This is a genomic window from Streptomyces sp. NPDC057638 (assembly GCF_042800315.1).
Classification (GTDB): Bacteria; Actinomycetota; Actinomycetes; order Streptomycetales; family Streptomycetaceae; genus Streptomyces.
This window is the reverse complement of sequence record NZ_JBHVHF010000045.1, coordinates 12,376-36,963: the sequence shown is the minus strand read 5'-3', so window position 1 is coordinate 36,963 and position 24,588 is coordinate 12,376. Positions and strand designations below refer to the sequence as shown.

Below are 24,588 nucleotides of genomic sequence, written 5' to 3'. Positions count from 1 at the left end.
GCGTGTCCGCCCGGCGTGAGCCCGCCCCCCCGCCCCCCCCCGTGGCCGCGCCCGACCCCCCCCCCGGCCCCCCCCCCCCCCCGTACGCCGTTCACCGGTACGGGCGGGGGCGCGGCCGTCTCCGTACCCCTTCCGCACCTCCTTCCGCACCGTGGTGCGGCCGAGCGCCGCACAGGGGGGACAACGGTCCCCGAGGAGGGCTGTTCGGCCCCGGTCCCTACGGACGTTCGGCCCGTGCCGGTTCCCCGGGACGGGCGGAGACTGGGAGGTGGGACGGCCGCCTCGCGGGCGCCCGTCCCGGCACCGAGCCAAGGATGGGAGTGCGGTCATGTCGGTCAGCAACGGTCCGGTCGTGGTGGGCGTGGACGGTTCGCCGTCGAGCCTCGCGGCGGTGGACACCGCCGCCGGGGAGGCCCGGCTGCGCGGTGTGGGACTGCGCGTGGTGCACGCCTTCATCTGGCCCCTGATGCGGGGCGTACCGCTCGGCCCGGCCACCGCCGGTCCCCAGGACGGCGGGCTGCGCCCCATCGCCGAACGGACCCTCGCCGAGGCCGTCACCCGCGCCCACGCCGCCGAGCCCGCCATCGAGGTCACCGGGGACCTGGTCACCGGGGAGCCCCTGACCATCCTGGAGGCCGAGTCGCGCCGGGCGTCCCTCGTGGTGGTGGGCAGCCGGGGCATGGGCGGCTTCGTCGGTCTCCTCGTCGGATCCACCGCCGTCCATCTGGCGGCCCACGGCCGCTGCCCGGTCCTGGTGGTGCGCGGCGCGGCCGACCCGGCGGGACCGGTCGTCGTCGCCGTCGACGGCTCCCGCCGTGGCACGGCGGCGGTCGAGTTCGCCTTCGCGGAGGCGTCCTCGCGCGGCGCCGAACTGGTCGCCCTGCACGCGTGGAGCGGCTGGACCGAACGCGGCGACGACGACCCGGGCCACCCGGCCAACCTGGTCGACTCCGAGAACCGGGTCAGCGCCACCGAGGAACGCCTGCTGGCCGAGGCCCTCGCGGGCCACCGCGCCCGCTACCCCGATGTCAAGGTCGTCCCCCGCCTCGTGCACGCCTCCCCCCGCCAGGCCCTGATCGAGGCCAGCTCCTCGGCCCGCCTGCTGGTGGTGGGTGCCCGGGGCCGGGGCGGCTTCACGGGTCTGCTGCTGGGGTCGGTGAGCCAGGCGATGGTGCATCACGCGGGCTGCCCGGTGGCGGTGGTGCGGGGCCTCGAAGAGTAAAGGCGTAGGGAAGGTCAGGGCGTACGGGAGCGAGGGGCGCGGCGGGACGGGCGCCCGCCGCCGCGAACAGCCGTGCCACAAGCGGAGAGTAGGGATCGTTTCTGCGGGCGGAGGGGAACGCGGACCGGGTGGCGCGGTTCTTCCGCCGGGCGCCGACGGGGTGTTCTGCCACCGGAGTGGTGGCGTTGGGGCGTCCGTGACGCGGGCCGCGCCGGGTCGTTCACCGCGTGTACCCGGGGCGCCGTCGCGCCCGCCGTCCACCGCTGGAGTCACGTTGTCCGGTCACGTCCACTCAGCGCCCGCGTCCGCGCCCGCCTCCACGAGGCCCGATCTCCGCGGCTACGCCTCCTCGTCCCTCGGGTACGCGCTGTTCGCCACCCGCTGGCTCCAAGCCCCCCTCTACTTCGGTCTGGTGGCGGCGCAGGGCGTCTACGTCTACAAGTTCTTCTACGGGCTCTGGCACCTGGTCCAGCATGTCGTCTCCGGCCAGGCCAACGAGACCCATGTGATGCTCGCGGTCCTCAAGCTCGTGGACGTCGTGATGATCGCCAACCTGCTGATCATGGTGATCGTCGGGGGGTACGAGACGTTCGTCTCCCGGATCGGCCTCCAGGGCCACCGCGACCAGCCGGAGTGGCTCTCCCACGTCAACTCCAACGTTCTGAAGGTGAAGCTGGCGACCGCGATCGTCGGTATCTCCTCGGTCCATCTGCTCCAGATGTTCGTGGACGTCGACCACACCTCCCAGCACTCGCTGCTGTGGGGCACCGTGATCCATATGGCGTTCATCCTCTCCGCGGTGCTGCTCGCCTATATGTCGGGCCCGATGGACCGGCACGGCCACGGCGGCGGGCACGGCGGCGGGGGCCATGACCCGGCCCCGCCCAAGGGCGGCCATGGTGAGGAGGCCGATCCCCCCAAGACAGCGGAACTGCCGGAACAGCCGCTGGAGTCCGGGACGGCGGCCCCCCGGCGACGGGCGCAGGTGACCGCGCTGGTGCCGGGGCGCTCCGGCGGGCTGCGGGAGACCATCCCGGCGCAGGGTCCGGGCGGTGGCCACCGCGAGACGCCCCACGCGGGCCAGCGCGAGGCGCGCGAAGCGGGTCAGACCCGCGACGCGGCGGGCGCCGAGGCGCGGATCCGGGCGGCCGGGTTCCCGGCCCGCAAGACCCTGGAGGAGTTCGACGACGACCACCAGCGCTTCCTCGACTGGGAGACCATCACCCGGCTGGGCAGCGCCGACTTCGTCGCCGAGCGCGGCAACGCCGTCTTCTTCGGACCGCCCGGGACGGGCAAGACCCATCTCGCCATCGCGCTCGGGGTGCGGGCCTGCCGCGCGGGCCACGAGGTCGCCTTCGCCACCGCCGCCGAGTGGGTCGCCCGGCTCGCCGACGCCCGCGCCGAGGGGCGGCTGGATCAGGAACTGGCCCGGCTGGACCGCTATGGGCTGCTGATCGTCGACGAGATCGGCTACACACCCTTCGACGCCACCGAGACCGGACTGCTCTTCCGGCTGGTCTCCCACCGCTACGAGCGCGCCTCCGTGATCGTCACCAGCGACAAGCCCTTCCCCCGCTGGCCGGAGGTGTTCGGCGGCGCCCCCGCGACCGCCGCCCTGATCGACCGTCTCGCCCACCACGCGGACGTCATCACCCTGAACGGAGACAGCTACCGCCTGCGGGCGGTGCAGGGCCTGGACCGCGTGGTCCTCGCGTCGGCGGAGAGCCGCTGAGCCACACCCTCCCGCCCGTCCGTCCGCCCGGGGCAGGTGTGTCCCCGGTGGGCGCGGGGGGTACGGGGGACACCGTCCCGCCGGCTCGCAGGTGAGGATGAGCACCCGGCCGGTCACGCACACACCATCGCCCGCCGGGCCCAAGGGGCGCGCGGCGGGTGGATGGTCAGGCGGGCCGACTCACAGATCCCAGCGCCGCCCGCTGTCGTGGTGCGTGAGGTGCGCGCTGCCCGGACATACCGGCGGGGAACCGGAACGGGTTCGGGGTGCGGTAGTAGACGGCGGCCACGTCGGCGAGGTCGAACCTCCGGTACGGGGACCATAAGGGCCCCGCCCACCCGTCGCCGTCGTCGATCCTCCCGCTGAGGGTGAGTTGCTGGGGGAAGTCCTCGGCGTCCATCCGGAAGACGTCGGTACCACGGTCGGTCAGGATCTTCACCACCCGGTCGGTGGGCCAGTCCTCCCGTGCGGCGATCACGAGAATGGTCGGCATGGATCTCAGTCCTTCGGACCCTCGTCGAGCTTCGGCGGGTTCTGGATGTTGCCGTCCGGGACGGTGGCGGCGTGGGTCCCCATGTACGGCAGCAGGTCAGTGTCGACGCCGATCGACACCTGCCGCTCCTCGTCGTAGACCGAGGCCGGGAGGGGGGTCACCTTCGTGGCGTCGGGCGTCCGCGCGAAACGCAGCACCCAGGGCCGGGAGTTGGGCCCGGACGGCGGCTCGGCGCTGCGGGGCAGTCGGCCTCCTTCCGGGGCGAGCGGGAACACCTCGGTCGGGTGGCGAAGAGTGGTCATGACTCAGGCCCTTCTCGGATGCGTGATTCCGATGGGGCTGCTCGGGCGGCAACCACGCGGGTCAGGGGCAACTTTGCCCCGTTGACGCTAGTCACACCGCGTTCGCTCTCCGGTGCTGTCTCCTCAAGCAAGGAGGCACTATTGCCCCCTCCTGCCATGTTGAGGTGACTGGTTGCCTGGCAGCCTTGGCGCTTCTCTTGAATGGAGTGACGCGCTTTTTGGTGCTCTCTGGTGGATTCGCACCATCATGGGAGCGCAGAGTGAGCGTACCGCTACGAAGTGACACGGAGCAAGACTGCACCGGGGCATAGTTGGCGCCTTGAGGTAACTGGTACATGCCAGTGCCCCCCGACCATGATGGTCGGGGGGCACTGTTGTCCCGCTGCCCTGCGGCTAGCTCAGCAGATGGTCGAACTCCCCTGCCTTGACTCCGGCGACGAAGGCGGCGAGGTTCTCGCGGCTCGTGGTCAGAATGACCGAGGGGTCCTCACTCTCGCGCATCTTGATCTTGCCGCCCTCCTGTGCAAGTTCGACGCAGTTTTCCCCTCCGCCTCCGGAGAAAGACGACTTCTGCCAATTGATGGGGGATGCGCTCATACCCGTGTCTCACAGTTCCCTTGCAATGTGGTGGATAATCTGCCGCGACCCTTCTGGGTCGAGCGAGGCGTGCTCGGCGATGTCGAGCAGGGTTCGATACTTCTTCAGCTCGGCTTCCGCGTCCAGGAAGCGTCCGCCGAAAGCGCTGTCGATCTGAACTGTGTCCAACTCGGGGACCGGTCCGCTGGCATACAGCACAGGTTGGGTCACCTCGATGAAATCCTCGCTGGTGAACGGGATTACGCGAATGGTGATCGCTGGCATCCGCGATACATCGATCAGGTGCTCAAGCTGCTCGCGGACCACCTTCCGGCCGCCGAAGCGCATACGCAGTGCTGCCTCATGGATGATTGCCGTGTACTGCGGTGATGCAGGTCGCTCGAAGATCGAGAAGCGCTTCAGGCGGTGTTCCACCCGGGCCTCGATCTCGTCCGGGGGCAGCTTCGGGGTGACGCCGGAGAAGAGGGCTCTTGCGTAGTTCTCGGTCTGGAATGGTCCAGGGAATGTGATGCTCTGCATCGATCGCATGACCGTTGCGTGATGCTCAAGCTCGGCAATATTCAGCCAGTTGGGATCGAGCTTCCCTCGGAATTCATCGAACCAGTGCTGCCCTCGATGCTCAAGCGCTATGTCGCAGAGCGCACCGATGAGCGCCTCGTTGTCGGACTGGTAGAAGGTGGAGAGTCGTCGAATCCGTTCAACGCTCACCCCGATGCGGCCAGCCTCGATGTGCGAGATTTTCGCCTGGTCGATGGACAAGAGGCCGGCGGACTCGCGGGCCGTCTTGCCCGCGCGCTCCCTGAGCTTCCGCAGCTCAATGCCGAGGCGCTGCTGACGTGCGGTTGCGTTGTCCCTCGGTGGCATTGATCCCTCTCTCGTCGTTGACCCGAGTCTGCCGTCTTGCGGTACCGCTGGTCCACCTGGTCACACCACGCGAGGGGGGCACCCTTGCCCCGGGGCATGTATGCCCCCTATGGTTCTCACTGCACCGCGCTAGCCAGTAAGACCGAAGTGCAGCCGCTGACGCGCACACATCTGATGCGTCAACCTGGGGGCGGCCAGGCCACGGAGGCCAGCGCGAAAGCTCTACCGCGTTGGGAGACGACGAATGAGCCTGCTACTACCTCCCGCATCCCCTCCACCCTCGCGGCGATACCGGTTCGCCGCACCGAACCAGCCACCGAGCGCGGCCATCCTGCGCGATACGGTCGGCGCGATTCTGCGCGTGCTCGACCTGGGCGTGCTGCTGGACGACGCCCGTCTCTGTACGAGCGAGACCGTCACCAATGTCCACCGGCACACGGGTGCCGACACCGTCGTGGTCGACGTGCTTCTCGGTCCTGGCCGGGTGACCGTCCGGGTGCACGACGACGACCCGCGCGCGCTGCCGGAACTCCGCCCGCCGGGCCCTGGTGGGGTCGGCGGCCGAGGGCTCCACCTCGTCGACGATCTGTCCGACCGGTGGGGGGCGACGCGATGCGGTGGTGTCGTGCCGACGGGGAAGATCGTCTGGTTCGCGTTCGATCTGGCGTCCCGGGGCGTGGTGGTGGCATGACCGGCGAGCCCGATGGCCATCTCGCCGTGCTCGTGCGCGCGGCCGGAGCCGTCGCGCGGATACGGACCCGGTTGATCCGTACGACAGTTGTGCGAACTCCGGCGGATCCCGGAGCGGTCCGGGTGAGGATGGGTTCATGCGTATAGGGATCGCACTGCCACAGCAGGGAACGCACGCACAGGCGGGGGCCGTCGCCTCCTTCGCCCGGGACGCGGAGGGGATCGGGTTCGACTCCCTCTGGGTCGCCGACCGCTCGCTGGCCCCGGTGGAACCCAGCCACCTCTATCCCGGGTACAGCGAGGAGAAGCCCTACCCGGACGAGTTCAAGACCTTCCTCGACCCGCTGACGGTGCTGACGGTCGCGGCGAGTGCCACCAGCCGGGTCCGGCTGGGCAGCAGTACCGTCAACGCGCCCTGGTATCCACCGCTGTTGCTGGCGCGCACCCTGACCACGATCGACCTCCTCAGCGCGGGGCGGCTCGATGTCGGGCTGGGCATCGGCTGGCTGCGGGACGAGTTCACCGCCGTCAACGCCGACTTCTCGCGGCGGGGCGAGCGGCTGGAGGAGATCCTCGACATCCTCCACGGCATCTGGACCGAGGAGGTCTTCGGCCACGACGGGCCGCACTGGACCATCCCCCGCTCCTACGTCGGACTGCGGCCCACCCGGCCCGGCGGGCCCCCGGTCCTCCTCGGCGGGCTCTCCGAGGCCGCGCTGCGCAGGGTCGGGCGCCGGGCCGATGGCTGGGTCGGGATCGCGGTGGGGATGGAGCCGGTGGCCCGGCTCTGGGACACCGCCCGGCGTGCCGCCGAGGAGGCGGGTCGTGACCCCGGCACCCTGCGGCGTGAGATGCGCTGCAACCCGCAACCGGGGGACACGGCGGAGACCATCGCCGCGACGCTCCACTCGCTCCGGGAGTGGGGCGCGGAGAGCGCCTTCCTCGACCTCCACTACCGGGTGCGGGAACCGGCCGAGGCGCTGGAGCTGGGCTCCCGGGCGCGGGAGCTCTTCCTGGCGGGCTGAGTCGCGGGGCGGGCCCTGGGGTGGTGCCCCGACCCGTGCGCGTACGGGCCTACGGGCCGGGCGGCCGGTGGGCGCGCGGACGGCGGCGGGATCGTCCCGCCGCCGCGCGGGCGGGGGATCCAGGGGCCATGGGCGGAGTGTTGCCGCCACTTTTACCGGGCGGATCCGGACATAGTGCCGCATGAGACATCCCCGCACCCGGCGCGCGCTGCTCGTCCTCACCGCCGCCCTCGCCACCCTGGCGCCCGCCCTCCTGCCCCTCGGACCCGCCCCGAGCGCCGTCGCGGCCCCCTGGCCGTACGGGGACGACGGCTGTCCCGCCTCCTCCGTACCGGTGGCGCGGACGGACGCGGCGCGCCGGGTGATGGACACCGTACGGCGGGCGCGGGCGGAACTCGGGCTGCGGGCCGTGCTGGTACGGGTGGAACGGCGCGGGCGCGAGGTGGTGACCGGGGGCGTCGGGGAGTCGCTCGCCGGGGTGCCCGCGGTCCCGCGGATGCGGGTGCGCGCCGGGGCGGCGGCCGCCGCGCACCTGGGGACCGTGCTGCTCCAGCTCGTCGACGAGGGCCGGGTACGGCTGGACGACCCCGTCTCCCGCTGGCTGCCGGAGCTGCCGCACGGCTCCCGGATCACGCTGCGGATGCTGGGCAGCTCCACCTCCGGGCTGCGGGACTACGCCACCGACCCCGACTTCCTCGGCGCGCTCTACACCGATCCCTTCCGTGGCTGGACCCCGGCCGAGCTGCTGCGGATCGCGACCGCCCGACCCCTCTGGTACGCGCCCGGGACCAACTGGAGCTACTCCCACGCCAACCCCCTCGTCCTGGGCACCGCGCTGGAACGGATCACCGGTACCCGGCTGGACGCCCTGCTGGAGCGGCGGGTGATCCGGCCGCTGGGGCTGCGGCACACCCGTAACTCCTTCACCTCCCAGATGCCCCGGCCCGCGCTGCACGCCTTCGACTCCCAGCGCGGCCGGTACGAGGAGTCCACCCACTGGGACCCGTCCTGGACCGCCCCTCCGGGAGCCGTTCTCACCACCCATGTCTGTGATCTCGCGCGCGCGGCGCGGGCCGTCGCCACCGGGGAGCTGCTCTCGGCCGCCGCGCACCGGCAGCGTCTCGACCCCGGCACGGTCGGGCTCGGCGGTGCCACCGCGCGCTGTCCCGCGTCGGTGTGCCGCCGCAACACCGGGCCGCGGCACTACGGGCTCGGGGTGGTGGTGGAGAACGGCTGGGTGCTCCAGAACCCGTCCTTCAACGGGTACGCGGTGGTGCAGGCGCATCTGCCGTCGGAGGGACTGACGTTCGCGCTGGCGGCGACCCAGGGGCCGACCACACCGGCGGGGAACGCCGCCGAGGCCGTCGCCGCCCGGCTGGCCCGCGCCCTGACGCCGGGGCACCCGCTGACGACCCTCTGACGGCTCCGACTCCTCTCGCGGGCCGTCGCCGGGTATGCGAGCGCCCGCGCCGGGGAACCCGGTCGCGGGCGCGCCGTGCTCCTGGCGGACAGGGCGTCAGGGGCGGTTGATGGACAGCAGGTACCCGCCGGAGGGCAGCGGTGAGCAGAGGTAGTTGCTCGCGCCGCCGTTGCGGACCATCCAGTCGCCCACGTTCCGGCAGTTGGTGAGGTCCGGGTACGTACCCCAGTCGACCCAGCCCGTGGGTCCCGCGGCCGTGGCCAGGGCCGGAGCGTCCGTGGGAGCCGCCTGCGCCGCCGGGGCGGCCGCAAGCCCGGCGCCGGCCAGGGTGGCGACCACACCCGCCGTGGCGAACATCGTGCGTAGGGACATGACGTTGAGCCCTCCCTCTTCGACAGGCCACCGGGATCCCGTGTCCCGTTGGCTGGAGAAGACTCTCCGGACCCGCCGCGCAGGACAATGGGAAGGACATATTCTGCGATGAATTGGCTGATATCAGAATAATCAGGCCGATAGTTTGCGTATGCGGTGAAGGCGGCGAGAGCGGCTGGTGCCGTCGGGCCGCGGTGCATGGCGTGGTGGGAGGTGCCGGTCGGGACAGGGCGCTGAGATCCGGTCAGGTCTGGACCACTTGCCGGACGATCCCACACCGGCACGGGTGCCACCAGAGGGCCGCACCGGGCCCCTTAGGCTGACGCGGTGACCATCGAGCTGGCGGTGCTGACGACGGTGTCCTACCAGGGCCGGGACATCACCGCCCCCCGCCTCCGCTCACTGATCGCCCTCCTCGCCCGCGATCTGCGCACCGGCTGCGGCACCGCCCGTCTGATCGAGGAACTCTGGCCCGACGAGCGGCCCGGGAACCCGGCCAAGGCCCTCCAGATCCTCGTCTCCCGCGCCCGCGCCCGGCTCGGCGCGGACACCCTCGTCTCCACCCCCACCGGCTACCGGCTCGCCCTCGGCGCGGAACGGGTCGACGCCGCCGCCGTACTGCTCCACTCCACCGCCAGCGCGGAGAAGTCCCGCGCCGGGGACCACGCGGGCTCCGTCGCCGAGGCCGAGGCCGGACTCGAACTGTGGGGCCGCGCCGAGCACTCCGGCGCCGAGGCCCCTGGCGCCGAGCACCCCGAGGACCGGGATCCCGGCGGCCGGGTCCCCGGTGCCTGGGACTCCGGTGTCTGGGACCTCGGTAGCTGGGACCCCGGCGGCCAGGACCCCCTTCCGGCCGGTCCCGGACCCGCCGACCCCCTCGCCGCGCTGCGCGCCGCCCGCGCCCCCGTCCGCCGGGCGCTGCTGCGCGCCCGCGCCCTCGGTCTGGCGCGCGGCGGCCGCCGGGCGGAGGCCCTGGCCCCCCTGACCGGGCTGGCGCGCGCCCTGCCGCGGGACGAGGAACTGCTCCTCGAACTCCTGCGCTGCCAGGCCGCGACCACCGGCAGGGCCGCCGCGCTGGAGACCTACGAGCGCTACCGCGCCGCCCTGCGCGACGGCCTCGGCACCGACCCCGGTACCGCCCTGCGCGCCCTCCACCAGGAGTTGCTGCGCGGTGAGGCCCCGAAGGTGCGGCGCGGGGTCCCGTACGAACCCAATCCGCTGCTCGGCCGGGACGCCGATGTCGCCGCCGTGATCGCGCTGCTGCGCACCTCCCGGGTCACCTCGATCGTGGGACCGGGCGGGCTGGGCAAGACCCGGCTCGCGGGCGCGGTCGGCCGGGAGGCGGAGCAGCGGGTGGTCCATCTGGTGCCGCTGGCCGCGGTGACCGACGACGCCGATGTCGCCGGTGAGGTCGCCGCCGCGCTCGGCGCGGGCGAGTCCCTGCGGGCCCGGCCCGGCCCGGTGCCCGCGCACGACACCCTCACCGCGATCACCGGCGCCCTCGGCGGCGGGCCCGTCCTGCTGATCCTGGACAACTGCGAGCAGGTCGTCACCGGGGTGGCCGAGCTGGTCAGCGCCCTGGTGGCGCGGGTGCGCGAGCTGCGGGTGCTGACCACCGGCCGGGCGCCGCTCGGACTCTCCTCCGAGTCGGTCCATCCGCTGCCCGAGCTGGACGCGGCCACCACCGTCGCCCTCTTCGAACAGCGGGCGCGCGCCGCCCGCCCCGGCGTGACCCTGGACCGTCCCGCCGTGGCGGGGCTCTGCCGCCGTCTCGACGGTCTGCCGCTGGCGGTGGAACTCGCCGCCGCCCGGGTGCGGGTGATGCCGGTGCCCGAGATCGCGCGCCGGCTGGAGGACCGGTTCACGCTGCTGCGCGGCGGCGCCCGGGACGCCCCCCGGCGCCACCGCACCCTGCACGCCGTCGTCGACTGGAGCTGGAACCTGCTGGAACCGGCGGGCCGGGCCGCCCTGCGCACCCTCTCCGTCCTGCCCGGCGGCTTCACCGCCGAGACCGCCGAGCACCTGCTGCGCGGACATGAGCGGTTCGCGCCGGATTCCTTCGGTGCTCCCGAGGTGCTGGAGGTCCTCACCGAACTGGTCGACCAGTCGCTGCTCAAGCTGGTGGAGACCCCGTGGGGCGGCCGCTTCCGGATGCTGGAGACCGTACGGGAGTTCAGCGCCCTGCACCGCGAGCGCGCCGGGGAGGAGACGGCCGTACGGGCCCGCTTCCTCGACTGGGCCCGCGACTTCGGCCTCGCGCACCACGAGGAACCGTTCACGGACGGTGCCGTCGGGGCCTGGCGGCGGGTGCGGGCCGAACAGGACAACCTCGTACGGGCCTTACGGATCGCCCTCGCCCAGGACGACGACACCACGGCGGTCGCGACGGCCGCCGTCCTCAGCGCGCTGTGGACCACCGAGACCGACTGCCTCCGGCTGAGCGCCCTCGCCCAGGACACCGGTCCGTCACTGACCCGCCACCGGCCGGGACCGGAGGCGGAGGCGGCCGTCCGCACCCTGGCCACCACGGTCACCGCCACCCTCCTGCTCGGGACGGGCACCGCGCCGCCGCGCTTCCTGTCCGCCCTGCGGCGGCTGCCCCCCACCGCGCCCACCACCCCGGTCCGCGCCCTCGCCACCGTCCTGGCCGCCCTGCCCGGCGCCCCCGGCACCGACCACGACCTGCTGGACTCCTACCGCCACAGCGACCAGCCGCTCCTCGTGGCCGCCGCCGAAGGTGTCGCGGGCTATGTCTGGGAGCGCGAGAACGAGCCCGAGCGGGCCATGGAGTCGGCCCGCCGGACGCTCGCCGCCCTCGGGGACCACCCCGCGCCCTGGCCGCTGGTGATGGCGCGGTCCCGGATCGGCGAGCTGTGCCTGCGGACGGAACGCGGCGCCGAGGCCCTCGAACGGTTCGCCGGAGCCATGGCGACCCTGGACCGGCTCGGCGACTGGAACGATCTCATCGGCCTGCGCTGGGGCATGGTGCTGGGCAGCCTCCAGACCGGCGACGCGGACGCCGCCGACCACTGGCGGCAACAGGCCCTGCTGCACGACCCCGAGTCCGGGGGCGATGCCGCCGACGTCCTCACCCCCGACCTCGGCGCCCGCGCGGAGATCGCGCTCGCCCGGGGCGAGACCGAACGGGGCCTGGAGCTGTGGCGGCGCGCCGTGGTGCGGTGCCGGGAGGGCGCCGAAGCCCTCTTCGGCGGTGAGCCCGCGCTGGCGCCCTGGTCCCTGGAGATCCGGGCCGTCACCGTGGCCGCGCACGCCTGGCACGGCCGGGTGGACGCGGTCGCCGACCTCGCCGCCGCGCTGCCGGAGCCGCTGACCGCCCTCCTCGGCCGCCCGGCCCCCGCCCCCGGGGACCTCCCTGCCTGTGGCGCCCTGCTGCTCGCCCTCGGCGCGGTCGACCTCGACCGGGCCCGCCGGGGGGCCGGTCCGGGCGCCGCCGCCACGGGTGTCAGGCTGATCGCCCTGGCGGACCGCTTCCACTGTCCGCGCACCTTCCAGCCGACGATGTCCTCCGCCCGCGCCCGCGCCGCCGCCGAGGCCGCCGACCGGGCGGCCCACGCCGCCGCGGTGACGGCCTACGCGGCGCTGGATCGCGACGCACTGCCCGGGGCGGCGCTGGCGCTGCTGGCGGAGCGGGAGTGAGCGCGGGCGGGCCATCCCGGTCCCGGTGTACGAGGGCGGGTGGGCCCTCCGCGTCCGGCGTACGGGGCGGGCGGGCCATCCCGGTCCCGTACGGCGGGGGCCGGGTGTCCCGGCGCCGTAGGTCCGTTGCGCCTTCCGGCCCGTACGGGCGGGGGCGCCCCGGCACCGTACGGGCGTGAGGTGGGCGCCCGGGTCCCGTACCGCGGGGAGTCGGGCGTTGTGGCCCGTACCGCCGTTGCTCACAGCACCACCGGCAGGGCCAGCAGATGGAATCCGTCGGCGGGCCAGTGGCCGAACTCCAGCGCCTCCCGGTCGACGGCGAGCGCGGTCGCGGGCCGCCGGACGAAGACCTGGTCCAGGAAGACCCCGGTGACCAGCCGCCCCAGCGCCGCGCCCAGGCAGTAGTGCGGACCGTGCCCGAAGGCCATATGGCCGTCGCCCCGCCCGAAGGCGCGGGCGAGGTCGAGGCGCTCGGGACCCTCCCCGTACTCCCTCGGGTCGTGGTTGGCGGCCAGCAGCCCCACGGTCACGGACGCGCCCCGGCGCAGCGCCGTCCCGGCGAAGGTGAAGTCCTCACGGGCGTAGAAGGACATCCCGACCCGTACCAGGGAGACCCAGCGCAGCAGTTCGGGCACGGCCGTCGCCAGCAGCTCCGGTTCGGCGCGCAGCCGGGCGAGCTGGTCCGGGTGGTCGAAGAGGGCGAGTGCGGCATGGGCGAGGAAGAGCGCGGGCGGGGTGATGCCGGTGTCGATCAGCAGGAAGACCACCGAGATCGCCTCGTCCTCGGTGAGCGTCCCGCCATCGGCGACCAGCGCCGAGATCAGGTCCCCGGTGGGCTCGGCGCGGCGGCGCCCGATGAGCGCCCGCACATACTCCACGATCCCGGTGAGTCCTTCGACGGCGCGGGTCCCGTCCCCGTAGGCGAAGTCACGGATCCACTCGCGCACCCGGGGCCGGTCCTCCTCGTCGACGCCCACGAGTTCGCAGATGACGGAGGTGGCGAGCGGATACGCGAGGTCGTGCAGCAGATCGACGTCCGCGCCGCTGCCTCGCCGGGCGGCGAGGTCGTCGAGGAGGCGGGCGCAGTGGCGCTCCACGAAGGGCCGCAGGGCGGTGATCCGGCGCGCGGTGAAGGCGCGGGTGAGCGGGGCGCGGCGGCGGGCGTGGTCCTCGCCGTCGAAGAGGCCGAGATGGCCGGAGAGGTACGTCGCGTACTCGGGCGGGAGCCCGGCGGACCCGGAGTCCATCAACTCCCCCTGGACATCCCCGCCCTGGGCGGCGACCTCCTCCGCGAGCCCGGGGACCGTGGTGGGGTCGCGGACCAGCCGGGGTTCGGTGAGGGCGGCCTTCACCTCCGCGTACCGGGTGACGAGGAGCGTCGGGATCCGCATGCCCGGCAGGACGACGGACGGCAGCTCGGGCCGGGTCCGCAGCTCGCCGTAGGCGGCGACGGGGTCCTGGAGCTGCTCGGGGGTGAGGTGCAGCGGGCTGGTGGTGTGGGGTGAGGTCATGCGGTGGAGCCTGCCGGGGGGTGGCTTCAGCGCGGTTTCACCGGGGTTTCAGCGCCGCCCGGGGTGTGTACCGGGGCCGGGGCCGGGCGGTGCCGTCGCGCCGCCCGGCCCGTGTGCGTCCCTGTGCCGTGTGCTCACGGCCGGGGGCTCCGGTGTGGTGAAGGTCCCGCGGGGCGCCCTACAGCACGGGCAGCCGGCGCGTGCCGCCCGGCTTGCCGCAGTACGCGGCCTCGGTGACCGGTGCGATGTCGACCCAGTCACCGTTGCGGTTGTTGGTGACGGAGTGGCTCCCGTCGTCCGTGGTCACGGCCTCGCTCTGGGAGCCGGGTGTGCCGCCCGTGTGTCCCCAGAGCTTGACGCCACAGCTGGTACGGAACGTGAAGATCCCCAGGCCGTAGCCGTCATAGGGGGTGCCGGGCGGGACGGGGGGCGTGGTCTTCATCGCCGCGAGGGACGACTTCGTCAGCAGCCGCCCCTTCAGCAGGGCGCTGAAGAACCGGTTGAGGTCCTCGCTGTTCGAGATGCCGTCACCGGCGGCGGCGAGCCAGGTCATGTTGTGCTGGGTGGCGTCGAGGGGCTTCAGCAGCGGGTGGAACAGCCTGGTGTAGGCCCGCCCGCTCGGCTTCGGCATCTTCGGGTCGGCGTCGGGGAAGACGGTGTTCCGCAGCCCCAGCGGCTTCACGACGCGCTCGTGGATCTCCTTGCCGTGGGAGTTCCCGGTGACCTTCTTGATCACCATCCCGGCGAGCACATAGCCGGTGTTGGAGTACTGCTGGCCCGCGCCGGGCGCGAAGGTCGGCGGGTGCGCGACCGCGAACTTCACCAGGGTCTCGGGCCGGTGGGTGGCGAACCGCTGGACGGGGAAGGTGGGCGGGTGGAGATAGTGCAGGTAGAACGCCGGGGCGCTGGTGTAGTTGTAGATCCCGCTGGTGTGGTTGAGCAGCTGCCGGATGGTGATCTTCCGGCCGTCGTTGCCGTTCCCCCGGACCAGCCCCGGGAGCCACTTCTCGACGGTGTCGTCGAGGTCGATCCGCTTCTCCTGCTCCAGCTGCAACAGGACGGTCGCCACCATGGGCTTGGTGATACTGGCTATTCGGAACTTGTCGTTCACCCCGCGCGGCGCGTTCGTGGCCAGGTTCCCGACCCCCGAGGTCGACTTCCACACCCCGTTCCTGTCGCTCACCCCGGCCAGCATCCCGGGGATGCCCGCCTTCACCACCTCGTCCATCGCCCGCTGGGTCGCCGCGTGCTTCGCGCCCCGCGCGTCACCGCCCCGCGCGTCCGCCGCCTGGGCGGGGACGGCGAAGGCGGTGACCGCTAAGGCCGCGGCGACGAGTCCGACGACGCTGGTGCGGGCGGCGGTGTGTCGTGCTGCCATACCGTGCTCCTCCGTGATCGTGGTGGTCCTGCGGTAGCGCACTCGCGGAAGCGGCTCCCGGGGCGTGTTGTCGTACGCGTCCGGGGGAGCCGCCCCGTCGGATGAAGACGCGACACGGGTCGGCGTGGTTGATGATCACGCCACCGTGATCACCGTGTCGCGGCGGACGGTCGCGCGCGCCGGTCGCCCGCCCGGTCGTGCTGACCGGTCGCACGTCCCGGCCGTACGTATCGGCCGTACGTATCGGCCGTACGTCCCAGCCGTCCGTATCGACCGTGCGCACCGGCCAGGCCCGCCGCTGACGGCCGGAGCCGGGCGGTCAGGACCGCCCGGCTCCAGGCCCGGGGCCGTGCACAGCCCGTAGAGCCAGGGAGACGCGGGGACACTCCCGGAACCCCTCAGGTCCCCGGCGCCCCGGAACTCCTCAGCACCTCAGGGCTCTGGTACCGCCCCTCAGGGCCTTAGAACAGCCCCTTGTGGCTCCCCCACCCCGCGCCGATCTTCTTCGTCCCCAGGAACGAGCCCTTCCCGTCCCCGTGGTTGGCCAGCAGCTCGCCCGCCGCGTTCCGGGACACCAGGTCGGTGTGCCCGTCGCCGTTGAGGTCCCCGCCGCCCACGAAGGCGTTGCGGCCGGTGCCCCACTTGGCCGGGAAGACGGCGACCCGGGTCTTGAGCTTCCCGGCGACCGACTTCACGCCGTCGTACCGCCACAGCCCGTACGCGGAGTCGACCGCCAGGACGTCGCCGTATCCGTCGCCGTTGAGGTCACCCGCGCCGAAGAACGCGCGGTAGGAGGTCTTCTTCGTCCCGAGGGTGACGCGCGGCTTCAGCTTGCCCTTGCCGTCGTCCGGGTAGAGGAAGACCTCGCCGGTCCGCGCCGACCACGCGACCAGGTCGGGGCGGCCGTCACCGGTCAGATCCCCGGGCGAGGTGAGGTTGGTGAACGCGGCCCAGCCCTTGCCGATCGCGGTGTACGTCTTCGGCGCTGGCGCCGTGCCACAGCCCGGCTGGTAGGAGCGCAGCTCGTCGCCGACCCGGATCAGCAGGTCGTTGCAGCGGTCGCCGTTGCCGTCGCCCATGGGCACGGCGAGGGTGGCCAGCGGCCAGCCGGTGGAGGCGGTGGCGCCGGAGTAGGCGCCCTTGCCGGTGCCATGCGCGAAGGACAGCGCGCCCTTCGCGCTGAGGGAGAGCAGATCGGCGACACCGTCCGGGCCCTTGGCGCCCGCGTGGTCGCGCCGGGGCGCGGCGGTGCCGCTGAGCTGGATCTCGCCGGTACGGGTCAGGGCCCGGCCCTGCCCGTCCGCCGGGGCGGCGCTCAGCGTCCAGGCGTAGGTGCCGTTGACGACCGGGCGGCCCTGGGTGTCCTTGCCGTCCCAGGCCGTCGCGAGGGAGCCCCGCACCGCGCCGCCGGAGAGCGTGCGGACCGTGGCCCCGGTGGTCTTGTTCACCACCGTGAGCTTCCAGGACGCGGCGGGCCTCGTCAGCCACCAGGTCGGCTTCCAGCCCCGGGCGATGTCCATGGTCGCGGGGGCGTCGGCGGTGACCGTCGCCAGCGGCGAGACGGGCACCCCGCTGGGCAGCACCCGGACGGTGTTCTTCTCGTCGAGATAGGCCACCGCGCCGCCGAACCGGTCCACCGACCAGCCCTTGCGGCGCTCGCCCTTGACCTGGCGGCCCGGGTCCACCTCGCGGGTGACCGGGGTGCCGGTGTGGAACGTGGTGAGCTGGAGGGTGCCGCTTCCGCCGTCCACGAGGAAGCCGTCACCGAGGAGGATCCTGCTGCTGGGATGGCCCGGGAGCGCGATCTTCGCCCCCGTACGCAGATTGACCACGCCCTGCTGCCGGAAGCCCGAACACGCCCAGTACAGCCACTCGTTCGCCACCTGGATCTCGGTCAGTCCGCAGGGGGCGCCCGTGCCGATGGGGCCCAGCGACCGGCCGGTGCGGAGGTCGGTGCGGTCCACCTGGCCGGTGGCCGTGCCGGTGTAGAGGAGATCGGGCCCGAGGGCGGCGGCGGTCTGCGGGCGCTGGAGCACCACCGGGGAGGCGCCCGTGGCGGCCTCCATGTCGAGCACGATCGTCTTCTCGGCGGGGTCGATGGTGCCCGGGTGCGGATACAGGCCGCTCTGGACCAGGGCGTACCGGCCGACCGCGTCGGTGAGGGTGCTGGAGCGCACCCCGGCCTTGGCCCGGCGCACCTGGCCGTCCGGACCTCGGCTGACGATCTCGGAGCCGATCCGCTCGTGCAGCACCCGGCCCTCGCCGTTGCTCAGCAGCCGGGCGCAGGAGACCTCCCAGCAGGGCTGGGACGACTGCGCGCCCTCGTTGCCGAGCCAGACCGGGGCGCCCGCCGAGCCGACCGTCCGCTGGTAGAACCCCTGCCCGCGCGGGCCGCCCAGCTCGGCCGTGCCCAGCGTGCCGCCGCCCAGGGTGAGCGCCTGGATCTCCACGGCGACCGGCGCGACCCGGTGGAGCTTCTCCAGCGTCGGCACCCCGCCGTCGGCGGGGGCCGTCACCCGCTGGAGGTGCCAGTCCGTGGCGGAGGTGCCGCCGACGACGGCGACTCCGCCCGGGGCGATCTGCTGGATCTCGCCGGACGCGCGCTCCAGGAGCGTGAGGGTGCGCCGGCCGTCGAGGGAGTACGCCGTCAGCTTCCAGTGCCGGGTGTCGGGCACCTCGGTGAGCTGGAGCGCCCAGCCGTCGACCAGGCCGACCGGCGCGGCGGCGATGTTGGGGAGCCGGACCGTGCTGCCCGGCTCCCCCAGCCGGTCCCGGTCCCGGACGTGGACGTCGCCCAGCGCGCCCTGCCAGGCGATCTGGCGCGGGGTCAGCAGGACCGTGGAGCCGAATTCCGGTGCCTCGATGACCTGGATCCGTCCGGTGGTCCTGTCCACCACACCGATATGGGTGGCCCGGTTGGTGTCGCCGCCGACCTCGAACCGGAACACCACATCCCGGTCGTCCCCGGCCACCGGCCGGACCGTGGCGAGGTTCGTTCCCGTGGGCCAGCCGCTCACCGGCACCCCGGGGGCGCTGAGATCCCGCGCGTCCCACAGGAGCCACTCGGCGATGTCCCGGGGGGAGTCGGAGCCGTAGCGCTGCACCACCAGCCGGTCCCCGAGCAGGGTGCGGGCGGAGTGGAGCGGCGGCAGCGCGATCCGCTGCTCGGTCCCGGCGAAGACGTTCTGGATGTACGAGCCGTCGTTCCGGTTGAAGTGCAGATACTCCTTGCCGGTCCCGAACTCGCCCGGCTTCGCCGCCCCGTCGATCGGGTTGAAGCTCTTCCCCGTCGCGAAGTCGGTCCAGCGGTACCCGGTCTCCTCGTCGGTGTGTACGTAGCCGTTGGCCCCGACCAGGCCGAGCCGGACGGCGTTCGGGGTGTCACGCCAGTGGGGCGCGATCTCGATGGGAGCGGGGTTCTGAGTGGTGGCCGTGGCGGCGGCGGTGACGGCGGCCGGAGCGCTGGCGAGCGCCGGTGTGGCGCCGATGACGGAGGTGCTGAGCGCGACGGCGACGACGAGCACCGTCCGCGTACGGACATGACGGGTCATGGTGATGGGTCCCTCCCCGGAACAGAAGAAGCCGGACGCGACCACGTCCTTTCCCGTCCCGCGGTGCGGTTCGGGCCCCCCGTGGTCGCGTCCCTGCCGTAAGTGGTGCAACAAGAGTGAAAGAAGAGGCGGTTGATGACAGAGACATGATTGCCGGATGGCGTGCGGAGCGCCAGCGGAGCCTCCGGATCCGGTCAAAATAACTCTTTGGCGGTGCCCGGACACGGACCGGTGGGGCGTACCCCGCTGGTACGGGAGGCATACGCGGTACGGGAGCGGCCCGGCCGCAGGTCCGGAAGTCGCCCGTCCGGTAAGGGAGTCACGCGGCCGACGCGGGCGGGGCTGAGCTGCCCCGGGGATGCCGCGCCCGGTGCGGCCCGTACTCGGCCGGTGCGGAAGGCACTCAGCCGGTGCCGACCGTGCTCGCCCAGTACGGAAAGCACTCAGCCGGTACACACGGCACACGTCCGCACGCACGGCACACGTCCGTGACGGAAGGCCCCCTGCCGCACAGGGCCAGGCCACCCCAGCCCTCCTCAGCGCACCGTCAGGCCACCTCGATGCCGAACTCCGACACCAGCGCCTCCAGCCCGCCCGGGTAGCCCTTGCCGCCCACCACGAACTCCCAGTTCCCCCCGGCCCGGCGCCGGAACGACCCCAGTACCAGGGCGGTCTCGCCCGGACGGCCGTCCGAGACCGGGAGCCGGTCCAGCTCGGTCCCGGAGGAGTCCAGCAGCCGGATGGCGGCGTCGGCGAAGCCGGAGAGATCGGTGCCGGGGGCCGCCGTGAGCGGGTCGACGGCCGCCGCGAGCACCAGTCGGTCGGCGGTGGCGGGCAGGGCGTCGAAGGCAACGCGCAGGGCGGCCCGGTCGGGGGCGGTCGGGGCCTCGGCCCGGATCTCGCCGCGCGGGCTGCGCGGATTGTTGAAGAAGACGAAGTAGTCGTCGCTGAGCACGCGCTGGCCCTGGCAGACAAGGGCGCAGACGTCGAGGGCGGCGGCGCCGGCCCAGGTCACGCCGAGGATGGTGTCGTCGGCGGCATCGCCGGGCTCGCCGCTTCCGCCCGTACCAGCGGCGGCAGCGGCGGCGGCGACCGCGCGCGAGTCCGGGACCGTGACCGCGTCCGGCGCCGTCCGCTGACCCGGGACCCCGGCCGGGCCGCGCTGACTTCCGGCCGCCCCGCCCTGGCTTCCGGGCCCGCCGCCCTGGCTCCCGGCCGCCCCGCCCGGCCCCAGCCGTCCGCGCAGCCCGTGCCGGTGCAGCAGGTCCACCAGCTCCGGCCCCGACACCAGTTCCAGCGGCTTGCCGTGCGCGAAGGTGTACGAACCCGGCCCGAAGCCGGACGTGGTCACCAGGACGCCCTTGTTGGCGCCGGTGGACTGGACTGTTCCGTACAGATCCCGGACGGCGGTCGGCGGGACGGTGTTCCGGTAGCGCTTGACCTGCACGACGATCGAGCCGCCCCGGATCGGGGTCGGGTCGACCGCGTCCACGTCCACCCCGCCGTCGCCCGAGCGCTGGGTGGTGACGGCCCGCATGCCCATCGCCCGGAACAGATCCGCGACCAGGGCCTCGAAGGCGAGCGGGTCCATCGCGAACAGATCCAGCTCCGCGTCACCGCCGTGCGAGACCACACCCGCGCCCACCTCGTCCGGGCGCCGCCCGGCACGGACCGCCGTGCGCTGGTCGGGGCGGGCGGAGAGCTGGCCGCGCAGGCCCTCGGTCAGACACTCCACGGCCAGCACCTGCTCCAGCCGGAGCGCGGCGAAGTCCGGTCGGGTCACCATGACCGTGGCGAGGACGATCCGGTCGGGACGGCCGGTCGCCGGATCGTGGTCGTCCACGAAACCGTTGAGCACCACCGAGTCCAGCACCCCGAAGCCGCCGTCCGCCGCGAAGAGTTCGCGGAGCGCGAGCAGCACACACTGGGCGAGCACCTCACGGTAGAGGGCCCGGCGCTGGGCGAGGGGACGGGCCGTCTCCTTGTCCTGCCCCGTGCTGGTGACATAGCGCACCGCCCTGATGGCCGGGACCACGTCGAAGCCGGGCAGCTCCCAGTCGACCACCAGCTGACGGGCGGCCCGGTCATAGGCGGCGGAGATCTGGCCCGGCAGCTCACCGGACCAGTCGGGCCCGGCGGCCGGGCCGCCCGGTCCGGTGAGAGCCACGGGCCCGGAGGTGAGAGAGGCGGGCCCGTCCAGTCCCGTGAGAGCGGCGGGCCCGGAGGCGAGGGCGGCGGAGAAGAACTCCACCACCGCCTCCGGATCGCCCTCGCGCACCGCCGTCGTCAGCTCCTCCACGCCCGCGTTGTGGCGGCGGACCTCGGCGAGCTGGCCGTGCGCCCACTGGTCATAGCGGCGCTGGTAGTCGGCGAGCTGGCGCTGACGGTGCTCCTCGGCGGCGTGGGCCGCGCGCCAGTCCTGCTCGTACCGCGCCCGCGCCTCCTGCCGCTCCCGCCGGGCACCCGATCCCCAGCCACCCGGCGCCTGGTAGCGCGCGGGGTCCGGCAGGGGTACGGGGACGGCGAGCTGACCCGGCGCGAAAGGCTCCAGCGCCTCCGACCGCCGCAGCGCGCGCACATCGAAGGCGGGTGACTGACAGCCGGTCGCCAGCAGGGTCTGGAGCGCGGCGACCACGGCGTCCAGCTCCTCGGTGCGGCGCCGGGCCTCCTCCGTACGGTGGCGGCGGTGCGCCTTCTCCCGCTCCCGCTGGTCACGCTCCAGCTCCGACTGGCGGGCCCGGGTGAGACGTTCACGCTCGCGCCGCGCCTGCGCCTCGGCCCGGTGCCGGGCCTCACGCTGTCGTTGCTGCTGACGCTGGGCCTCGATCCAGATGCCCATCAATCCGTCGGAGCGACGACGACTCATCGCGGTGGGCCCTCCCCGTGGGCGATATCCATCCCTGCCCGGTGACTCTAACCTCCCGGGCGCGGTCGCGGCCGACGCTCGCACCTGCCCGCCGCACGGCCCCGGCCGCCCGGGGAGAGCCGCGCTCCGGGCGGCGGCGCGTGGGTCAGCCGACGCGGAGCCCGCGTCGTTCAGCGCGGAGCCCGCATCGTTCAGCGCGGAGCCCGCATCGTTCAGCGCGGAGCCCGCGTCGATCGGGGCGGAGCCCGCGCCGGTCAGCAGGGAACCCCCGCCGGTCGGGGCGGAGCTGGCACCACCCGGGGCGGAGCCGGTACTGGGTGGTGCGGGACCGGTACCCGTCAGGGCGGACCGTGCCGTGTCAGTCGGCGCGGCGCGTACGCACCAGCCCCGACTCGTACGCGGCGATGACCGCCTGCGCCCGGTCCCGGACACCGAGCTTGGCGAAGACGCTGGTGATGTGGTTCTTCACGGTCTGCACCCCGATCCCCATCTCCGCCGCGATCTCCCCGTTGTCCAGCCCGGAGGCGATCAGCCGCAGCACCTCCACCTCCCTCGGCGTCAGCTCGGAGAGATCCACGGGCACCGACGGCATCCGTACGAAGGAGCCGATCAGCCGGGTCAGCAGCCGTGGCGCGACCACCGCCTCACCACCGCTGACGGTGTGCAGGGCGGCGGTCAGCTCCTCCGGCGAGACATCCTTGGGGAGGAAGCCCGAGGCGCCCGCCTTCAGCGCCCGCACCACGTACTCGTCCATGTCGAAGGTGCTCAGCACCAGCACCCGGCAGCCGGGCAGCTCGGCGGCGATCCGCTCGGTGGCGCCCACACCGTCGAGCACGGGCATCTGGATGTCCATCAGCACGACATCGGGCGCCAGCCGGTGCGCCGCCGCGACGGCCTCCCGGCCGTCGCCGACCTCACCGATGACCTCGAACCCGGGCGCATGGCGCAGGATGAGCGCCAGCCCCTTCCGTACCAGCGGCTGGTCGTCGGCGATCAGTACCCGGATGACACCCCGGCCCCCCTCGTCTGCGTCCCCTCTGGCGGCGTCGGACAAGGTCATCGCGGTCTCTCTCCCTCTGCTGGCGGTACGAACGGTCTGCGGCCGTCAGGAACGGCGGAACAACAAGTGGGCGGGTGGCCGGACAGATGGTCCGGCGGCCGGCGCGACGGAAGTCCGGCAACGGAGTCACCGTCACGGCGGTCCGGGCGCCGGCGGGAACGGTCGCGTACCTCCCGCTGCCGGAGGAACGACCACGGATGTCCGGGTGCCGGAGGGCGGTTCATGGCCGTACCGGCGCCGGCGGGAACGATCACCGACCTCCCGTCGCCGGCGGAACGACGCGCACCCGTTCCGGTTCACCGCCGCACGGGAATCCTCGCCGCCACCCGGAACCCGCCACCCTCCCCCTCCCGGGCCCCCGCCTCCAGGGCTCCGCCGTGCGCGGAGACCCGTTCCCGCATACCGCGCAGCCCGTAGCCGCTGCTGACGGTCGGCGGGAGGGCGACCGGGCGGCCCGGCGCGGGGGAGGGGCGGCCCTCGTCGAGGATCTCGACCGCGATCTCACCGGGCCGGTGGACCAGCACGACCTCGGCCCGGGTGGGGCCCGCGTGCTTGCGGACGTTGGTGAGGGCCTCCTGAACGATCCGGTAGACGGTGAGGCCCACGCTCTCCGGGACCGGAACCGGCTCACCGCTGGTGCGGAGGTCGACCCGGAGCCCGGTGGCCCGGCACTCCCCGACCAGCCGCCCGAGGTCACCGAGCCCGGGAGGCGCCCAGGAACCGTCCCCGGTACCGGCGTTCCCGGCACCGGCGTTCCCGGCGGGGTCCTTCGGGGGCGCCAGGTCATCCGGGTCCGCGTCATCCGGGTCCGCCGGACCAGGGCCTCCCGCCCGGCTCGGGGGCTCGTCGGCGCGCAGCACCCCCAGCAGCTGCCGCATCTCCCCGAGCGCGGCGCTCGCGGAGTCCTCCAGCGTGCCCAGAGCCTCCCGGCAGGCGGCCGGGTCCCGGTCCATCACGGTGCGGGCCGCCCCGGACATCAGCCGCATGGTGGTGATGTGGTGGGCGACCACGTCATGCAGCTCGCGGGCGATACGGCGGCGCTCGTCGGCGACCGCGCGTTCGGCCATGAGCTGTCGGCTGAGCCCGGACCGGTGGCGCCAGACGCGTACGCCGACGCCGACGGCCACGGCGAGACAGATCTCGGTGATGTTGGCGGTTATCGTCAGCTGGGTGTCCCAGGTGACGGCCCGGGCCCCGCGCACCGTCTCCACCGTGAGCGCGACCAGCGCCGCGAGGACCACGGTGGTGGTCCGGCAGATGGTGGTGACGGTGTAGAGGGCGATGGCGGCGGCGATGGCGACGCCGTGCTCCAGGGGGGTGATCACCGTCCCGGCGAGCAGGATCGCGAGGACGAGGAGCAGGGTGACGACCGGCCGGCGCCGCCGGGCGAGCAGCGGCACGGCGGAGACGATCAGGACGAGGACACCGCTGGTGGTGGCCTCGGGCCCCTCCATACGGCTGGTCATGAGGTAGTCGGCGACATCGATGACGATCGCGGCGAGGACCAGCAGCAGCTCGGCCGACAGCGCACTCGCCCCGGCGACCCGGCGCCGGGCCCGGTCGGCGAGCTCTACCCCGTACCGCAGTGCCCTCCCGTACCGCGTTCCCGATCCAGGTCCCGTCCCCGTCCCCGATCCTGGTCCCGGCCCTGATCCAGGCCCCGGTGCTGATCCCGCCCCTTGTCCTGACCCCGTCCCCCGTCCGCCGGAACCCGGGTACGCGTCCGCCTGGGTCACGGCGCTCCCACCCCGGCACACACCCTCATCCGCGCGACCTCCCTGACCCCGGCCCTCTCGAATCTCCCGGCAGCCACCCTGACAGCACGGAGGGGGAACGCCCCGGTCGGCG

The 24,588-nt window shown here is 73.6% G+C and carries 17 protein-coding genes; 6 read left to right on the top strand and 11 right to left on the bottom strand.

Annotated features, from left to right (window positions below):
• Positions 1–328: 328 nt before the first annotated feature.
• Both ACFVIM_RS09410 and istB read left to right on the top strand, forming a co-directional pair.
• Positions 329–1,222 carry a universal stress protein gene (locus tag ACFVIM_RS09410; RefSeq protein ID WP_384300079.1) on the top strand — a complete coding sequence of 298 codons (894 nt, stop codon included), beginning with the start codon at positions 329–331 and terminating at the stop codon, positions 1,220–1,222.
• Between the two features lie 274 nt (positions 1,223–1,496).
• Positions 1,497–2,954 (top strand): IS21-like element helper ATPase IstB, encoded by a 1,458-nt coding sequence (istB, locus tag ACFVIM_RS09405; protein WP_384300078.1) that lies wholly within the window; start codon positions 1,497–1,499, stop codon positions 2,952–2,954.
• 166 nt (positions 2,955–3,120) lie between these two features.
• On the opposite strand, the gene ACFVIM_RS09400 is transcribed toward istB, so the two are convergent.
• The 4 genes from ACFVIM_RS09400 to ACFVIM_RS09385 all read right to left on the bottom strand — a co-directional run bounded on the left by ACFVIM_RS09400 (position 3,121) and on the right by ACFVIM_RS09385 (position 5,210).
• Entirely contained in the window at positions 3,121–3,447 is a 327-nt protein-coding gene (locus ACFVIM_RS09400) for an MvdC/MvdD family ATP grasp protein (RefSeq protein WP_384300077.1), read from the bottom strand.
• 5 nt (positions 3,448–3,452) lie between these two features.
• Positions 3,453–3,749, bottom strand: coding sequence for a putative ATP-grasp-modified RiPP (gene tgmA / locus ACFVIM_RS09395; protein WP_384300076.1), 297 nt, complete (start codon positions 3,747–3,749; stop codon positions 3,453–3,455).
• A 393-nt stretch (positions 3,750–4,142) separates the two neighbouring features.
• Positions 4,143–4,346 (bottom strand): DUF397 domain-containing protein, encoded by a 204-nt coding sequence (locus ACFVIM_RS09390; RefSeq protein ID WP_384300075.1) that lies wholly within the window; start codon positions 4,344–4,346, stop codon positions 4,143–4,145.
• A gap of 9 nt (positions 4,347–4,355) precedes the next feature.
• Positions 4,356–5,210 carry a helix-turn-helix domain-containing protein gene (locus tag ACFVIM_RS09385; RefSeq protein WP_384300074.1) on the bottom strand — a complete coding sequence of 285 codons (855 nt, stop codon included), beginning with the start codon at positions 5,208–5,210 and terminating at the stop codon, positions 4,356–4,358.
• Between the two features lie 244 nt (positions 5,211–5,454).
• Here ACFVIM_RS09385 and ACFVIM_RS09380 point away from each other — a divergent pair, with 244 nt between their 5' ends.
• The 3 genes from ACFVIM_RS09380 to ACFVIM_RS09370 all read left to right on the top strand — a co-directional run bounded on the left by ACFVIM_RS09380 (position 5,455) and on the right by ACFVIM_RS09370 (position 8,345).
• Entirely contained in the window at positions 5,455–5,901 is a 447-nt protein-coding gene (locus ACFVIM_RS09380) for an ATP-binding protein (RefSeq protein ID WP_384300073.1), read from the top strand.
• A gap of 136 nt (positions 5,902–6,037) precedes the next feature.
• Positions 6,038–6,925: a TIGR03619 family F420-dependent LLM class oxidoreductase gene (locus ACFVIM_RS09375; RefSeq protein ID WP_384300072.1), complete on the top strand. Its 888-nt coding sequence runs from the start codon at positions 6,038–6,040 to the stop codon at positions 6,923–6,925.
• A gap of 181 nt (positions 6,926–7,106) precedes the next feature.
• Entirely contained in the window at positions 7,107–8,345 is a 1,239-nt protein-coding gene (locus ACFVIM_RS09370) for a serine hydrolase domain-containing protein (RefSeq protein ID WP_384300071.1), read from the top strand.
• Between the two features lie 96 nt (positions 8,346–8,441).
• On the opposite strand, the gene ACFVIM_RS09365 is transcribed toward ACFVIM_RS09370, so the two are convergent.
• A complete protein-coding gene (locus ACFVIM_RS09365; RefSeq protein ID WP_384300070.1) occupies positions 8,442–8,717 on the bottom strand; it encodes a hypothetical protein in 276 nt (91 codons plus the stop codon).
• Positions 8,718–9,044: 327 nt separating this feature from the next.
• Here ACFVIM_RS09365 and ACFVIM_RS09360 point away from each other — a divergent pair, with 327 nt between their 5' ends.
• Positions 9,045–12,374 (top strand): ATP-binding protein, encoded by a 3,330-nt coding sequence (locus ACFVIM_RS09360; protein WP_384300069.1) that lies wholly within the window; start codon positions 9,045–9,047, stop codon positions 12,372–12,374.
• A 239-nt stretch (positions 12,375–12,613) separates the two neighbouring features.
• Here the strand turns inward: ACFVIM_RS09360 and ACFVIM_RS09355 are convergent, their stop codons facing one another.
• The 6 genes from ACFVIM_RS09355 to ACFVIM_RS09330 all read right to left on the bottom strand — a co-directional run bounded on the left by ACFVIM_RS09355 (position 12,614) and on the right by ACFVIM_RS09330 (position 24,206).
• The gene (locus ACFVIM_RS09355; RefSeq protein ID WP_384300068.1) at positions 12,614–13,885 is read right to left on the bottom strand and encodes a cytochrome P450; all 1,272 of its coding nucleotides are present in this window, start codon (positions 13,883–13,885) and stop codon (positions 12,614–12,616) included.
• 178 nt (positions 13,886–14,063) lie between these two features.
• On the bottom strand, positions 14,064–15,263 hold the full coding sequence (locus ACFVIM_RS09350; protein WP_384300067.1) for a serine hydrolase domain-containing protein: 1,200 nt from the start codon (positions 15,261–15,263) through the stop codon (positions 14,064–14,066).
• Positions 15,264–15,724: 461 nt separating this feature from the next.
• Positions 15,725–18,814, bottom strand: coding sequence for an FG-GAP-like repeat-containing protein (locus ACFVIM_RS09345; protein WP_384300066.1), 3,090 nt, complete (start codon positions 18,812–18,814; stop codon positions 15,725–15,727).
• A gap of 547 nt (positions 18,815–19,361) precedes the next feature.
• Positions 19,362–21,680, bottom strand: coding sequence for a restriction endonuclease (locus tag ACFVIM_RS09340; RefSeq protein WP_384300065.1), 2,319 nt, complete (start codon positions 21,678–21,680; stop codon positions 19,362–19,364).
• A 358-nt stretch (positions 21,681–22,038) separates the two neighbouring features.
• Positions 22,039–22,740 carry a response regulator gene (locus ACFVIM_RS09335; RefSeq protein ID WP_384300064.1) on the bottom strand — a complete coding sequence of 234 codons (702 nt, stop codon included), beginning with the start codon at positions 22,738–22,740 and terminating at the stop codon, positions 22,039–22,041.
• A 296-nt stretch (positions 22,741–23,036) separates the two neighbouring features.
• Positions 23,037–24,206: a sensor histidine kinase gene (locus ACFVIM_RS09330; RefSeq protein WP_384300063.1), complete on the bottom strand. Its 1,170-nt coding sequence runs from the start codon at positions 24,204–24,206 to the stop codon at positions 23,037–23,039.
• Positions 24,207–24,588 lie beyond the last annotated feature (382 nt).